This is a genomic window from Acinetobacter baretiae, from assembly GCF_015627105.1.
GTDB classification, from domain to species: Bacteria; Pseudomonadota; Gammaproteobacteria; order Pseudomonadales; family Moraxellaceae; genus Acinetobacter; species Acinetobacter baretiae.
The window spans coordinates 79,322-94,747 of record NZ_VTDM01000005.1 but is presented as its reverse complement, the minus strand read 5'-3'; the positions used below and the strand labels follow the sequence as shown (position 1 = coordinate 94,747).

Sequence of the window (15,426 nt, the reverse complement as noted above, 5' to 3'; positions counted from 1 at the left end):
AAAAGCCATGCAACGTATTGGGCTCAATGGTTTTGGCCGTATTGGTCGTAATGTCGTTCGTGCATGGTTTGAAAGAGAAGAACCATGTGATTTTGTCATTGCTGCTGTTAATGATGTGGCTGACATTGAAACTTTGGCGCATTTGTTCAAATATGATTCAACACATGGTACTTTTAAGGGCACAGTACAGGTTGTGCGAACGGATGGTGGGGTATATTTAGAGGTTATTTATTTAAGTCGTCATTTGAAGATACAGTTTTTTCAACAATACGATCCTGCTCAACTGCCATGGCAGTCGCTTAATATAGATGTAGCACTTGAGTGTACGGGATTGTTTCGTTCTTATGCTGATGCATCAAAGCATTTACACGCAGGTGCAAACCGAGTAATTGTGGGTGCAGCACCTTTTGATTATGTCGATGCAGCGATTGTGTATGGTGTTAACCACGAAGAAATAAAAACCAGTGATCGGGTTATTTCCAGTGTATCTTGCACAACACAGGCTTTAGTTCCGTTGGTTAAGGTGTTGGATGATCATTTTGGGATTGAAAGTGCTCTGATGACAGAAGTTCATGCGGTAACTACAGATCAGGCTGTACTTGACCATGCCCATCGTGATTTAAGACGGGCACGTGCATCGGGGCATAACATTATTCCCACGACATCTAGTGCATTAGGGGCTTTAAAACGGGTCATGCCCAAAATGGAAAATCGTATACATGGGTATTCGATTCGGGTGCCTACACTAAATGTGGCTGCCATTGATTTAACGTTTGTTGCACAGTCAGATATATCTGTTGAGCGATTAAATCAAGCCTTTGAGTACGCATCAACACATACCTATTCTGAAATTATGGCCTGTACTTCAGATTATTTAGTCTCGAGCGATTTTAATCATTTACCGCAATCTTTGATTGTTGATCTGACACAAACCATGGTGGTTGGGCGTCAGGCGAAGGTATATGCATGGTATGACAACGAATGGGGCTATGCAAATCGGTTACTCGATTTAAGTCAAGTGCTCATCTACCTTAAGCAATGACTTTAACAGTTTTAGTTTAAGAACCGGTTAATACCATACGCAACAGGGCTGTAGATACAATACTGATAATAACCGTAGGCAGTAATGCAAAGCGCATTGCAACGAACGTGGTTAAAATAATTGCAATAAAGTCTGCCATATGCTGTGTCGCAAAATAAGGTGCAATGACGGAAATGAGTACACAGCCGGGCGTAATTTGTAATAGTTTTTTTTGCTGTGTAGAGAGTCTACGATTTTTGAGTAAGAGATACCCCATAACACGGGTAGCGTATGTAGTCATTGCTACGCAAAGAATAGCCATTAGTGTAGGGAGGTAAATCATGTGTTAGGCTCCGTTTTCTCTTGAATGGTAAGCATGGCAGTCACCACCCCACATATTGCACCTACAGGCACATGCCAACCTGAAGGTAAATAGAGGTAGGCTAAAATGGCTGTACCTAGGCTGACAACCCATGGTAGAGCAGCTTTTACAGAAGGTAACATGCTACGTAAAAGTACTAAGAAAATGGCAGGAAAGGCCATATCAAAGCCCCATTTGCTGATGTCACCGAGTGTGGAACCAATAGCACCTCCTAGTGTTGTGAAAACAACCCACATCACATACAACGCAAAGCTAATTCCGACATAAAAAGGTAAACTAAATGCATCTTTAGGTGGTAAATAATTTCTTTTGTTTGCATCTGCAACACTAAGCGCCCAAACTTCATCACACATAAAAAATAAAGCGGGTAAGGCTTTTTTATTGGGTAAGTGTTTTAAATAAGGCACGAGGTTGGCACCCATTAAAAGGTGTCGGCTATTCACAAGTAAAGTAATAAACATTAAAAGTAAAATTTGAGGAGGACTTGTCCATACTTCCAAAATGGCAAATTCAGAACCACCTGCAAAATTTAACCCTGTTAATAAAGGAATTTCAAGTAAACTTAATCCTTTGTGGGATGCTTGATTTCCTAAAACTAAAGCACAAGGAATTAAACCGATTAAAACAGGAATGGAGGCTTTAAAACCTCTTTTAAATTCAATCGCTTCAGAGGTTTCTTGGGCGTGCTGTTGAGTGTTTCTGAGCGTTAGCATATCACGTCATGATAGGTTATTTGAAAGTTTGTGTATTTTATGCGTTGTTATGGGCTATTAGTCGCTAAATTTAGCTTATTTATACTTGATATTGGTATTTAAAATTAATAATAATACATATATTGATTTTTTATGCTAAATGGTGGCTAAGTGGATCAGATCGATCGAAAAATTCTGCGTGAGTTACAAACGCAAGGAAGACTTGCAAATAACGAGTTAGCACAAAAAGTGGGTTTGTCTGCATCGCCATGCTTACGCCGTGTAAAACAACTTGAAGATCAAGGGATTATTCAACATTATGTGGCTTTATTAGATCCAATAAAAGTGGATCTGAGCTTAACTGTGTTTGCTCGAATTTGGTTAAAAGAGCAAAGTGCGTATACGGTCAATCAATTTATTGATGCGGTAAAAAATTTACCAGAAGTTTTAGAGTGTCAGTTAATGTCTGGCGATTGTGATTTTTTTATGCGTATTGTGACTGCTGATTTAGAAGCGTATCGTAAGTTTCAAATTCAGCATTTAAATAAAATTCCCGCAATACAGAATATTAAAACAGAAATTCCTTTGCAAAATATTAAGCAAAGTACAGCGTTACCTATTTAACGCATAAAAGGTGTGCGCTATTTGGCGGATTTATAAAAATCACAGGTGCACGGCCAAAACTATCATGCTACACTTAAGTATGTCGGGTGCGCCCCGATTTTTTTATGTGGATCATTTTTCTACGTTGATCAGATTTTAGGTTCGAAACATGCCGATTTCAGAGACATGGCTGTTACCTGATGGGGTAGCAGATGTATTACCAGAACAAGCACAAGTTATTGAGTCGCTGCGCCGACAATCACTCGATTTCCTCGCACACCGAGGCTATCAGTTGGTTTATACGCCATTTATCGAGTATATCGAATCACTGTCTTCATTATCTGAAGCAAATCAAGACTTAGACTTGGTGAGCTTTAAAGTCATTGACCAAATGTCAGGGCGTTTGTTGGGCATTCGTGCCGATATGACACCACAAGTGGCACGAATAGATGCTCATGTGCACCCAGTAGAGGGCGTTGCTCGTTATTGTTATTCGGGCACGGTTTTACACACAAAACCACAAAATTCAAGTCCTTCTCGTACACCATTGCAATTGGGCGCTGAACTGTATGGTCACCAAAGCATTGCAGCTGATGTCGAAATGATTGATGTGATGCTAGGGCTTTTACATGGTACGTTTCAGATCCAGCATACGCATTTAGATTTGGGCCATGTGGGTTTGTTTAAAAGCTTAGTGCAATATGCACAGCTTGATCAAGACAATGAACGTCTTTTACATGACTTGTATCAGCGTAAAGCATTGCCAGAATTAGAAGAAATTACCAAGACACTCCCGTGTGGGCAAGATTTTTATATACTTGGGCGTTACTCGAGTGATTTAAATGCGTTAGAAGCACATTTAAGCCAAGGCATTTTGGCTGATGTTGCATTTAATGATGCCTTGCAAGTTCTAAAAACAACCGTGATTGAAATTCAACAACGTTGGCCACGCTTATCTATTGGCTTAGATGTCGTTGAGCTTCGAAGTTACCACTACCATACGGGACTCATGTACGCAATATATGTGCCTAATCGTGCAGAACCTTTGGCTCAAGGTGGTCGTTATGACGGCATTGGTCAGCATTTTGGTCGTGCTCGTCCTGCAACAGGGTTTAGTTGTGATTTATATGCGTTATGCGCACGTCAATTTAAACAAATTGAAACAGTGGTTGCACCTGCAGGTTTAGATGCAGATTTAATGAATGCAATTGCACACGCACGCCAAAAAGGCCATGCCGTTGTGCAGTTGCTAGGCAGTGATGATTTAAGCTCAGTACCATGTGCAACCCATGAGTTGGTGTTGCAACAAGGGCAGTGGGTGATGAGAAAAATTGAATCAGTTTAGTGACTAAACTTGGTTTGTAATGTTAACAGCATGATGTAATGAGGCAAAATATGGGCAAAAATGTTGTGGTACTTGGTACCCAATGGGGCGACGAAGGTAAAGGTAAAATTGTCGACCTGCTCACGGATCAGGCAGCTGCGGTTGTTCGCTATCAAGGTGGTCATAATGCAGGGCATACATTGGTCGTAGGTGGTAAAAAAACTGTATTACACCTCATTCCGTCGGGTATTTTACGTGAAAACGTACTGTGCCTTATTGGTAATGGTGTTGTACTTTCACCTGCTGCATTAATTGAAGAAATGGCAATTTTGGAAAAAGAAGGTGTGCCTGTAAAAGATCGCCTACGCATTTCGCCAAACTGCCCTTTAATTTTGCCAAACCATATTGCACTTGATCAAGCACGTGAACTTAAACGTGGTGATGCTAAAATTGGCACAACAGGTCGTGGTATTGGCCCTGCATACGAAGATAAAGTTGCACGTCGTTCGGTACGTGTGGCAGATGTGATTCGTGGTGGTGATGAGCTCGAACAATTGCTCAAAGAAATGTTAGATTTACATAACTTCCAATTGACACAGTACTATGGTGTAGAGGCTGTGAAATTTGAAGATGTGCTGGCACTTTGTAATGTATGGAGAACGGTGCTTGAGCCATTGCTGATTGATGTTACAGATACATTGCATCAATATCGTAAAGCAGGTAAGCCGATCATGTTTGAAGGTGCACAAGGTTCATTGCTTGATATTGACCATGGTACTTATCCGTATGTAACAAGTTCTAATACAACGGCAGGTGGTGTAAGCTCAGGTTCTGGTATGGGGCCTTTGCATTTAGATTATGTACTTGGTATTACTAAAGCTTATACGACTCGTGTAGGAAGTGGTCCTTTTCCGACAGAGCTTGTGTATGATGCGGCGGCCGACCAAGGTGATGAAATTGGTAAGCATTTAGGTGTTGTTGGTCATGAGTTTGGTGCATCTACAGGCCGTCAGCGCCGTTGTGGTTGGTTTGATGCTCAAATTCTTCGTCGCTCGGTAGATGTAAATTCACTTACAGGTATTTGTTTAACAAAGCTTGATGTATTAGATGGCTTGAAAGAAATTAAAATCTGTGTGGGTTACGAAGCTGTTGAAAGTGCTTGTGTTGGCTCGTCAGATGCGATTGCTTTTTCACAACTTAAGCCGATCTACGAAACTTTACCAGGTTGGGAAGGCTCTACAGTTGGTTTAACGCATGTTGACCAATTGCCTGAAAATGCATTAGCGTATGTTAAGCGTATTGAAGAATTAGTAGATTGCCCAGTGGATATCATTTCTACAGGCCCAGACCGTGCAGAAACGATTATTTTACGTCATCCATTTGAAGCTGTATAAGATTTAAAGATTAAAAAAAGCCGCAACTCATGTTGCGGCTTTTTTTTAATTCATGGTGTTTTTGTCCCAATAGGCGTAATGCACTTGAGGCATTTGGTTTAAAATGTCTAGAATTTTAAACATGTCTGTTTGTTCGATAGATGTAGATAATAATGTTGTTTCAATTTCAACATCATGTTCTCCGAATGGTTCAATTTCAATATCTTTCGCAGGGTAGTGATATTGTTTGAGTACAATGTTAATTTGCTCAATCACCTGTTTGCTTTGTAATCGATCACAGACCACATAAATCACATTAACCAGTTCAGTGTCTCCATCTAATGGGCGTCGGTCCATAAAGCGCACGATTGGGCGCAGCAATGTATTGGCCGCCAAGATGAAAATGGTAATGGCAAAGGCCTCCATAATTAAGTCAGCACCAGCTGCAGCGCCAATTGCAGCAGAACACCACAGTGTTGCTGCTGTATTTAAGCCATGAATGGTGCCGCCATCACGCATGATCACACCTGCACCTAAAAAACCAATACCCGAAACGACATAAGCAATGACACGTACAGCACCGTCACTGCCATGCAAAAGCATAGCAGTATCTACAAAGGCAGCAGCTCCAATGGCAACCAATACATTGGTACGTAAGCCTGCGGTGCGTTGACGATATTGTCTTTCAAAACCAATCAGTCCACCCAAAACAAAAGCTGTGGCTAAACTGATGATCGTATCTAAAAGGTTGTTGAGGTTGCTTGGGTTTAAATTGTGCATATAATTTATTGCCAGCCGTAGCGTTTAACATAAATAACTTTCATGAGCTGTGTTAAACCCATGTAGGCCAATAAAATAACAGGTAAATATATAAAGTATGTGACAGGCAAGGCTTGCAATTGGAAGTAATTTGCCAATGGACCCATAGGTAAGAATATACCAATGCTAACAGCAATGACGGTCATAATCATGACTGGTAAAGCAGCACGACTTTGTATAAATGGGATTTTAGGTGTACGAATCATGTGTACAATCAGTGTTTGAGTTAAAAGTCCGACCACAAACCATCCAGATTGAAAGAGAGTTTGATGCTCTGGTGTATTGGCTTTAAACACAAACCACATTAAAACAAAGGTAATAATGTCAAAAATCGAACTGATTGGGCCAAAGAAAATCATAAAACGCCCAATGCTTTCAGGTTCCCAGCGTTGAGGTTTTTGTAAAATCTCTTCATCTACATTGTCAAAAGGGACGGCTGTTTGTGAAACATCATAAATTAAGTTTTGGATCAGTAAGTGAATAGGTAACATTGGTAGAAATGGAATAAAGGCACTGGCTACCAATACAGAAAACACGTTGCCAAAGTTAGAGCTAGCTGTCATTTTGATATATTTTAAAATGTTAGCAAACGTTCTACGGCCTTCAATGACACCTTGTTCTAATACCATCAAGCTTTTTTCGAGCAAAATTAAATCTGCTGACTCTTTAGCAATATCAACAGCACTGTCGACTGAAATTCCAATGTCGGCACTGCGTAATGCAGCAGCATCATTGATTCCATCACCTAAAAAACCCACCACATGATTATTTGCTTTTAGTTGCATGACAATGCGTTCTTTATGCATCGGATTGAGCTTTGCAAAAATATTGTACTTTTCGACGGCTTGTTTAAATACCTCATCGCTCATCTGATCAATTTCTTCACCAAGCACAATATGTTCATGCGGTAAATTAATATCTTGGCACACTTTTTGTGTCACAAATTCGTTATCACCTGTGAGTACTTTAACCTCTACACCATATTTATGTAGCGCTTGAATGGCTTTTGCAGAGCTGTCTTTTGGTGGATCTAAAAAGGTTAGAAATCCTGATAATATAAGGTTTTGCTCGTCTTGTGTGCCATAGGTTTTGTCTTGTTCAAAATCATGGTCACGATAACCAATCGCAATGACGCGTAAGCCATCTTTATTATAGTTTTGACTATTTTGTAAAATACTTTGTTTGAGTTCAGCGGTTAATTCAGTACGTTCATGATTAATTTCTACATGAGTACAAATGGTGAGCATTTCCTCAACTGCACCTTTAGTAATGATGCGTGCTTGCTTTTTCGGTGTTTTAACAACAACCGACATACGACGTCGATTAAAATCGAAAGGAATTTCATCTAGCTTGTTATAGCTTAATTTATTCATCTTTATTTCGGGTGACGCATGTTCTAAAATGGCTAAATCGAGGAGGTTTTTTAAGCCAGTTTGATGATAGCTATTGATATAGCCTAAAAATAATACATTTTCAGAAACTTTACCCATTACATCGGTATGTTTTGAAAGTATGATTTTATCTTGGGTGAGGGTACCCGTTTTATCTGTGCACAGTACATCCATTGCACCAAAGTTTTGAATGGCATCAAGTCGTTTTACAATAACTTTTTTGCGTGATAAAAATACTGCACCTTTGGCAAGTGTCGAAGTTACGATCATCGGAAGCATTTCAGGGGTTAGCCCGACTGCAACAGACAAGGCAAATAGAGCAGCTTCTGTCCAATCACCTTTTGTAAAGCCGTTAATAAATAAAACAATCGGTGTCATGACCATCATAAAACGAATAAGTAACCAACTGACTCGATTTACGCCCACTTGAAATGACGTTGCGACTTGATCTTGTGTGGTGACACGATGTGCTAACGCACCAAAATAGGTTTTATTACCTGTACTTAGCACCAAGGCTGTTGCTGTACCTGAAACAATACTAGTACCCATAAAGACAATATTGTCTAAAGCCATGGTATTTTTCGTATTTGTACTTTGATGCAGTGCAAATTTTTCGACAGGCATTGACTCTCCAGTCATGGCTGCTTGAGAGACGAATAGATCTTTGGCCTCAATGATACGGCAATCTGCTGGAATTAAATCACCTGCAGAAAGTTTAATAATGTCACCACTTACTAAGTATTTAGTTGGAATATCAAATGCATTTTTGTTTACGATTTGGACGTTTGTGCTTTCTTCAGGTATTGTACGAGTAAATTTATTGCCCGTTTTATTTCTGAGGACTGTGGCATTGTTACTGACCATAGATTTGAGCGTTTCGGCAGACTTATTTGACTTCGATTCTTGCCAAAAGCGTAAAATGGTAGAAATGATGACCATCGTTGAAATGACTATGGTACCTTTCATATCATCTGTCGATGCACAAATAATTGCCAAAATCGTTAGTAAAATATTAAATGGGTTTTTATAGCAATACCACAGATGTTGCCACCAAGTAAGTGGCTTCTCAGACTGTAGTTCATTTAAACCATCTCGTTGTTGGCGTATTTCAGCTTCACTTTCATTTAAACCGTGGAGTTGGGTGTTTTTTTCATGCAGTAATTGATCGATATGTGTGCTAGATGCATGACTTAGCTGTTGAGTAAGCTCTTTTCCGATCTGCTGAGCATGACTTGATTGATGTAGTTCTTTGAGTGATGCTGCTTTAGAAAAATAGCGAGTAAGATGAAATTTCTTTAAAAAACGTGAAAATAGTTGTTCCCATAGATTGCGTATCATGTGGGTCTCCTAAAATTAGGCAATAGTGAACCATTTCGGTTTATTGTTTTAAAAAACCAAAGTGGATATTTAAGATGTAATATGTGTTTTAAAAGTTAGCCAAAGTTCCAACTAAAGCCTAGACCCATCCATCGAGAAACCGATGATTTCAGGGTTTGGCCGTATGCTAGATAAATATTGGTTTGGTCTTTAATGACTTCTAGTCCCCAAATAAGTTGAATTTGACTTGGGTCTAAAGCGGGGCTGTAATATTCAAGCGCAATTTTTTGTGCGTGAGGAAGATCGTGTGTTGCTGCAATGGCCCACGTCATATCGTTGGCATTTTTTGATTGGTGATACCAGCCAATATTGGCATCGATTTGAAATTCTGGGGTAATATAAAGCGAAGCAGGAATGTTAAATTGCCAATTTGCGTCGTTTTGATGTTGTTTGGGGGTATAACCTGAGCTGACTGCAATACCAAAACGTTCAGAGCTGTAAAATGGATGTTTGATTTGTAGTCCTGTGTAGGTGTCGCGATCTACATAATTGATGGGTACAGATAGTTCGTAATTATGCAGACTACATGCAGGGTTAATGCTGAGTTGTTGCTGTGTTTTGCTGTTGGTTTGGCCAAATTCAAGTTGGCAAGTATTGTTACTGGTAATTTGAGCATCATCAGTATTGTAAAGTGGTAAAGCATGTGTATAGCGTGACATGAGTACAACACAAATGACACTGGCGTAAAAAGATAATGTAAAAAAATAGTGATACATTTCCATTCCCCAAGGCTGAGGCGGAACATACCCAAGCGAGTATTATTCAGGCGTATTAGATGAATACACAGAAGCTATATCTATCAAATATAGATGCTGTAGATTCTACAATAACAAATTTAGGATTTGATTGACTGTTTGAATACCATCTCGTTGCAAGATGGCATGACCCGAAGTGTCTGAGTTGCCGTTATGCTTTCAAGATGAATACAACAGTGTAAATTACACTAAACCTCGAACAACTTCCCACTGAGGGTCTCCGCACTTTAAAAAGTTGTCCGCATTATATACATAATTTCTTAATTGTAAATTAATTTTGTTAATTATTGTGATCTAGTTGTAGATATTCATAAATTATCAATTGATTTTTTTTATAAAATGTTGAATGAATGCTTGATGTTTGTAGTGTTTTTTATGCAATTTTGACCGTTGTTTAAAAAATAATTCAATATTTTATGTATAAAACCTTTATGACTGTGGTTATACTAAAGTCTGATAAAAGACGATGTGGTCATCACTGTAAGTGATTTTAAGTGATAAAACGAATGATCTTTTGAAGAGCCTATATCATATTTCTATTGAACATAGAGAGTGTGATATATGAGCAAGAGCTGGCTCTAATCTATGGATAGATATTGTGTGTTTTAAGGATAAACGGAATGAAGAAAATTGGATTTTATCTAATTATCGCTTTAATTGTATGTGTAGTACTTGCGATATTGTTTTTATTTAGGCCAGTTGCATCTAAAAAAATGCAAGTAAATATCAAAGAAACAACCCTTGATGCCGTGTTGATCGGTGGTGGCATTATGAGTGCAACACTCGGTACATATCTTAAAGAACTTGAGCCGAATTGGAAAATTCGCATGTTTGAGCGTTTAGATCAAGTGGGACAAGAAAGCTCTCAAGGTTTTAATAATGCAGGAACAGGCCACTCTGGTTTTATGGAGATGAATTATACCGAAGAAAAAAATGGTAAAATGGATATTTCTAAAGCAATTAATGTTGCAAATCAATTTGAAATTTCTAAACAATTCTGGGCGCATCAAGTTAACAATAAAGTATTAAATGACCCTAAAAGCTTCATTAACCCTGTAGGACATGACGCTTTTGTATGGGGAGATAATGTAAACTTCTTAAAAAAACGTTACGAGGCCATGACAGCGCACCCATTGTTTAAAGGCATGTATTATACAGAAGACCCTACAGTCATTCGGTCTTGGGCACCATTAGTCATGGATGGTCGTGATCCTCATCAAAAAGTTGCAGCAACACGTATGGACATTGGTTCAGATGTTAATTATGGTGCAATTACGACACAATTAATAAAAAATTTAGAAAAATCTAATAACTTTCAATTGAGTACATCGACTGAAGTGACCAATATTAGTCAAAATGAAGATCAGACATGGTCGATTGAATCAAAAAATTTAAAAACAGGAGAGCTTAGCCGTATAAAAGCGAAATTTGTTTTTATTGGTGCAGGTGGCGCAGCGGTTAAAATGCTACAAAAAACAGGTCTTCCAGAAGCGGAACAGTATGCAGGATTTCCAGTGGGTGGCGAATTTTTAATTACAGATCACTCTGAAATTACAGCCAAACACACGGTCAAAGTATATGGTCGAGCAGAACTTGGTGCACCCCCAATGTCTGTTCCTCATATTGATACACGTTATATTGATGGGAAAAAATATGTGTTATTTGGACCGTTTGCGACATATTCAAATAAATTTTTGAAAAATGGTTCTCAATTAGACCTTTTAGCATCAACAAATAAAAATAATGTACTACCAATGACAAAAATAGGTGTTGAAAATCTAGATCTCGTCAAATATTTAGTGAGTCAGGTCATGATGTCGGATGAAGATCGGTTTAATGAACTGAGAAAATATTATCCGAATGCTAAACCTGAAGATTGGCATTTGAGTAAAGGCGGGCAGCGTGTTCAAATTATTAAGCATGAGCCTGGTCAGCCTGCAAAACTTCAATTCGGAACCGAAATTTTTGTCTCTAAAGATAAATCAATGACGGCTTTGCTTGGTGCATCACCTGGTGCTTCAACTTCGCCTTATACGTTATTAACTTTGTTAGAAACGGCATTTCCTGAAAAAACTAAAGATGAATGGAATGCAAAATTACATGAAATCATTCGATCTTACCAACAAGATTTACGTAAAAATCCAAAATTGCTTGATGAAACACGTCTATATACCAGTGCAGTATTAGGATTAAACTACACCACACCTGTCGATTTATTGAATGACACGACAAAATGATACGTAAGAAAGAAAAATTATTTTAAGTTTTAAAATAGGAGATCAATTTGATCTCCTATTTTTTATGAATAGACCTCTTGTGAAATAGAAATTTCAGTTATTATTTTCTTTCGCAATGTTTTATAAACCATAAGTTACGATTGATTATTTTTAACTTTCGCAAGAAGTCTAATAAATGTTTTCCTTTACAGTCTACTAGAACGAATAGACTGATTTCCCTTAAAAAAACAGCTCTGAGTGACTAAAAGTATAGGCTACATCATTTCAGTATTTGATTAAAATACCATAAGCAAATGATTTTAAAATAAAAGATTAAGTAGTAGGAATTGGGTTGAAAATACAGTGCACTATAGTGTTACGAATGAGCTGAACGGTCACACGATTTGATTTTCGAGATACTTAAGTGGTTTACATAGCCTCTATGTTCAATAGATTTAATTGTTGTATATAATAAAAAAAGTAAGTGACAAAATAACATAGGAATATGTCATGAAAAATAAGGTTTTTTTCGCATTGGGTGCTTCAATGCTATTGATGGTGTCAGGGTGTACTACGGTTGCAGATATGTCAGGTGCAGATTCTGCCACACTAAATGCCACCTCTGCACAGAGCTTCGCTAAAATGCAACAAGAGGCAAGACAAAAAGGCATATTAGATACATCATCAAGTACTTACCAAAGAATTTATACGATATTGCAACGTATGGAGCCTTATGCAAATCAACTGAATCAAACAGGTCAACCTTTTCAGTGGCAATTGGCAGTTATTAAATCAGATACACTGAACGCTTATGTTGCTCCAGGGGGGAAAGTTGTTTTTTATACAGGGATTGTGAATCGATTGAATTTGTCTGACGATGAAATTGCGGCCATTATGGGGCATGAAATGACACATGCTTTGGAAGAACATGCAAAAAATAAAATAGGTGCTGATGCATTAACAAATTTAGCCATTAATATTGGAAAAAGTTATGCAGGTCAAAATATTGGGCAGTTTGGTAACGCGGCCATTGATTTAGGCAGTCAAGTTGGTGTGGGCTTGCCATACTCAAGAAATTTAGAAACGCGCGCTGATTATGGTGGGTTATTACTTATGGCAAAGGCAGGTTACAATCCACAAGCGGCATTAAGCTTATGGGAAAAAATGAATAAAGCACAAGGTGACTCAGGCATGAGCTTTTTGTCTACGCATCCTTCAAACACACAACGTATTGCAGAAATGAGAGCAAATTTGCCTGCTGCAATGGCTATTTATCATCGGACACGCTAGATTTTTGTGACATGACGGCTAATAAAAAGCCGTCAATGTGAGCTTTTATTGCTCAGATGAACTTTCTAAAGCAGCATCATAAATTAAAATGGCTTTTCCTTCGGTTTCAATCATACCTTGCTCTTCAAGAGATTTAAGCACACGGCCAACCATTTCACGAGAACATCCTACAATGCGTCCAATTTCTTGGCGAGTGATACGAATTTGACGTCCATTGGATAAAAGCATGGCTGCAGGTTGATGGGCAAGGTCAATCAAACAACGTGCGATACGGCCTGTAACATCGATAAATGCAAGGTCGGTCATTTTACGTGTTGTATTTTTTAAACGCTTGGTCAATTGTGAAAAAATAGCATAGTTAAGATCAGGGTACTGTACCGCAAGCTCTAAAAAGTTTTCATATGATATTTCTGCAATTTCACATGTTTCACGTGTTCTGACTTCAGCAGTACGATGTGGCTCAGTTTCAAAAAGCCCCATTTCACCAAAAAATTCGCCTGCATTTAAATAGGCAACTACGATTTCACGTTCATCATCTTCACGTAAAATGACTGACACTGAGCCTTTTAAAATAAGATATAAGGATTTAGACTCTTTACCTGACTCAATAAGTGTTGTACGTTTTGGGTGGCGATTAATATATGCACGTTTTAATAATGCTTTAACGGACTCAGGAAGCTGATTAGGTGAGAGTATCTCATTCGCAAAAGGGAAAAAATTAGCTGGCATGATTCCTTGTTCCAGAGGCAGTAGTTAAAGGGACAAAAGTATGTTTTGAATACGTGTAAGGTATTTAACGAAACGAACCTATATTGCTGAAAATAGGCCCGCTGAATAAAGTGTGTTAGTGTACCGTATATGCTCAGTAATTTATATTTTTTTTAAGGTAGTTGCAATGCAATCAACTGTTCAATGGCTTGAAAATGTTGCATTTGAAGCCAAATCGGAAAGTGGTCATACAGTCGTGATGGATGGCTCTCCTGCTTATGGTGGTGAAAATCGTGGTGCTCGCCCTATGGAGCTGATTTTAATGGGTTTAGGAGGTTGTGCATCTTTTGATATTGTCACCATTTTAAAAAAATCTCGTCAAGAGATTAGTGGTGTTGTTTGTCAATTAAAAGCAGAACGATCAGAAGATGTACCTGCTGTGTTTACAAAAATACACCTTCATTTTGTTGTGACAGGTCAAAGTGTGAAAGAAAAACAAGTGGCCAAAGCTGTTGAACTGTCTGCTGAAAAATATTGTTCAGCAAGCAAAATGCTGACCGATGGTGGTGTTGAAATCACGCATGACTTCGAGTTGATTGATTTAGATGCGGTATAAACCCACATTTTATGTGGACATATACACGCTCAAGCTTGCTTTATTTAGCTAAAAATAATTGTGGGTCTACACGTGCATCGTTTAGGCTCATACCCCAATGTAAATGTGGGCCTGTAACCCGTCCTGTTTTTCCAACCAAGCCAATTTTTTCGCCTTGTAACAATTGTTGACCTACAGTGACATCAATGTGACTAAGGTGACAAAACATACTAATTAGGCCTTGTCCGTGATCAATTAAAATCGTTTTACCATTAAAAAAATAATCACCTATGCCAACCACTGTGCCTGCTGCTGGAGCAATGACTTGTTGTCCAATCGGGGCAGGAATGTCTAAACCTGAATGAGGTGCGCGTGCTTCTTGATTAAAAAATCGTTTACGACCAAAGGAGTTGCTAAATTTACCCTGAGTGGGAGCGATGAATTGAGGGAAAGTGGTAGATTGGGCGGGGGTAAATGATTGATAGATTGCATTTTGTGCAGCAGCTTCGGTTTTGTAACGTGCCAGTTCGGTTGCTGATGGTTCTACATAGCGTTGTTCTTTTAGTTGAATATGTTGCTCTGCATAGGCATAGGGTTGAATATCTAAGTCTATTGAGCCCTGATCGGTTTGAATCGCTATTTTTCCTACAGGAGTAGACAATGGAATGCCAACAATGGCATATTTTTGTTGTGCTTCGTGTGTGAGTAATATAGGTTTATTTTGATAGCTGACGTGCTGAGTTTGCTCTGAAATAGGTAAGACTGCAATGCCACCTGCTCTAAGAGAGGTTTGAGGTAGAAATGCAAAGCTTGAGCTTGAACAGCAAACTAACAACAGTAAAGAGATTGATTTTTTATAACACATAGACAGACAAAATCA

Annotated in this window: 14 protein-coding genes; 7 read left to right on the top strand and 7 right to left on the bottom strand. The window is 38.5% G+C overall.

The window, feature by feature from the left end; genetic code table 11:
• Positions 1 to 7: 7 nt before the first annotated feature.
• Positions 8 to 1,042 carry a type I glyceraldehyde-3-phosphate dehydrogenase gene (locus I2F17_RS02695; RefSeq protein WP_211139038.1) on the top strand — a complete coding sequence of 345 codons (1,035 nt, stop codon included), beginning with the start codon at positions 8 to 10 and terminating at the stop codon, positions 1,040 to 1,042.
• A 16-nt stretch (positions 1,043 to 1,058) separates the two neighbouring features.
• Here the strand turns inward: I2F17_RS02695 and I2F17_RS02690 are convergent, their stop codons facing one another.
• Positions 1,059 to 1,364, bottom strand: a complete 306-nt coding sequence (locus tag I2F17_RS02690) for an AzlD family protein (RefSeq protein WP_196421964.1) — start codon at positions 1,362 to 1,364, stop codon at positions 1,059 to 1,061.
• Complete coding sequence (locus I2F17_RS02685) at positions 1,361 to 2,116, bottom strand: AzlC family ABC transporter permease (RefSeq protein ID WP_211139037.1); 756 nt, start codon at positions 2,114 to 2,116, stop codon at positions 1,361 to 1,363. Before I2F17_RS02685 ends, I2F17_RS02690 begins: the two co-directional genes overlap by 4 nt.
• Positions 2,117 to 2,266: 150 nt before the next feature.
• Between I2F17_RS02685 and I2F17_RS02680 the strand changes: the two genes are divergently transcribed.
• The 3 genes from I2F17_RS02680 to I2F17_RS02670 all read left to right on the top strand — a co-directional run bounded on the left by I2F17_RS02680 (position 2,267) and on the right by I2F17_RS02670 (position 5,416).
• The gene (locus tag I2F17_RS02680) at positions 2,267 to 2,719 is read left to right on the top strand and encodes an Lrp/AsnC family transcriptional regulator (protein WP_211139036.1); all 453 of its coding nucleotides are present in this window, start codon (positions 2,267 to 2,269) and stop codon (positions 2,717 to 2,719) included.
• A gap of 148 nt (positions 2,720 to 2,867) precedes the next feature.
• Positions 2,868 to 4,043 carry an ATP phosphoribosyltransferase regulatory subunit gene (locus I2F17_RS02675; RefSeq protein ID WP_211139035.1) on the top strand — a complete coding sequence of 392 codons (1,176 nt, stop codon included), beginning with the start codon at positions 2,868 to 2,870 and terminating at the stop codon, positions 4,041 to 4,043.
• A gap of 50 nt (positions 4,044 to 4,093) precedes the next feature.
• Complete coding sequence (locus I2F17_RS02670) at positions 4,094 to 5,416, top strand: adenylosuccinate synthase (RefSeq protein WP_196421968.1); 1,323 nt, start codon at positions 4,094 to 4,096, stop codon at positions 5,414 to 5,416.
• Between the two features lie 45 nt (positions 5,417 to 5,461).
• Here the strand turns inward: I2F17_RS02670 and I2F17_RS02665 are convergent, their stop codons facing one another.
• The 3 genes from I2F17_RS02665 to I2F17_RS02655 all read right to left on the bottom strand — a co-directional run bounded on the left by I2F17_RS02665 (position 5,462) and on the right by I2F17_RS02655 (position 9,641).
• A complete protein-coding gene (locus tag I2F17_RS02665; RefSeq protein WP_211139034.1) occupies positions 5,462 to 6,175 on the bottom strand; it encodes an MgtC/SapB family protein in 714 nt (237 codons plus the stop codon).
• Between the two features lie 5 nt (positions 6,176 to 6,180).
• Positions 6,181 to 8,943 carry a magnesium-translocating P-type ATPase gene (mgtA, locus tag I2F17_RS02660; RefSeq protein WP_211139033.1) on the bottom strand — a complete coding sequence of 921 codons (2,763 nt, stop codon included), beginning with the start codon at positions 8,941 to 8,943 and terminating at the stop codon, positions 6,181 to 6,183.
• A 95-nt stretch (positions 8,944 to 9,038) separates the two neighbouring features.
• Entirely contained in the window at positions 9,039 to 9,641 is a 603-nt protein-coding gene (locus tag I2F17_RS02655) for a hypothetical protein (protein ID WP_211139032.1), read from the bottom strand.
• Positions 9,642 to 10,357: 716 nt separating this feature from the next.
• Here I2F17_RS02655 and mqo point away from each other — a divergent pair.
• Positions 10,358 to 11,974, top strand: coding sequence for a malate dehydrogenase (quinone) (gene mqo / locus I2F17_RS02650; protein WP_211139031.1), 1,617 nt, complete (start codon positions 10,358 to 10,360; stop codon positions 11,972 to 11,974).
• Positions 11,975 to 12,463: 489 nt separating this feature from the next.
• Complete coding sequence (locus I2F17_RS02645) at positions 12,464 to 13,243, top strand: M48 family metallopeptidase (RefSeq protein ID WP_211139030.1); 780 nt, start codon at positions 12,464 to 12,466, stop codon at positions 13,241 to 13,243.
• 45 nt (positions 13,244 to 13,288) lie between these two features.
• On the opposite strand, the gene crp is transcribed toward I2F17_RS02645, so the two are convergent.
• Positions 13,289 to 13,972 (bottom strand): cAMP-activated global transcriptional regulator CRP, encoded by a 684-nt coding sequence (gene crp / locus I2F17_RS02640; protein ID WP_195768296.1) that lies wholly within the window; start codon positions 13,970 to 13,972, stop codon positions 13,289 to 13,291.
• Between the two features lie 166 nt (positions 13,973 to 14,138).
• Here crp and I2F17_RS02635 point away from each other — a divergent pair, with 166 nt between their 5' ends.
• Positions 14,139 to 14,567, top strand: a complete 429-nt coding sequence (locus I2F17_RS02635) for an OsmC family protein (protein ID WP_211139029.1) — start codon at positions 14,139 to 14,141, stop codon at positions 14,565 to 14,567.
• 40 nt (positions 14,568 to 14,607) lie between these two features.
• Here the strand turns inward: I2F17_RS02635 and I2F17_RS02630 are convergent, their stop codons facing one another.
• Positions 14,608 to 15,411 (bottom strand): M23 family metallopeptidase, encoded by an 804-nt coding sequence (locus I2F17_RS02630; protein ID WP_196421975.1) that lies wholly within the window; start codon positions 15,409 to 15,411, stop codon positions 14,608 to 14,610.
• Positions 15,412 to 15,426 lie beyond the last annotated feature (15 nt).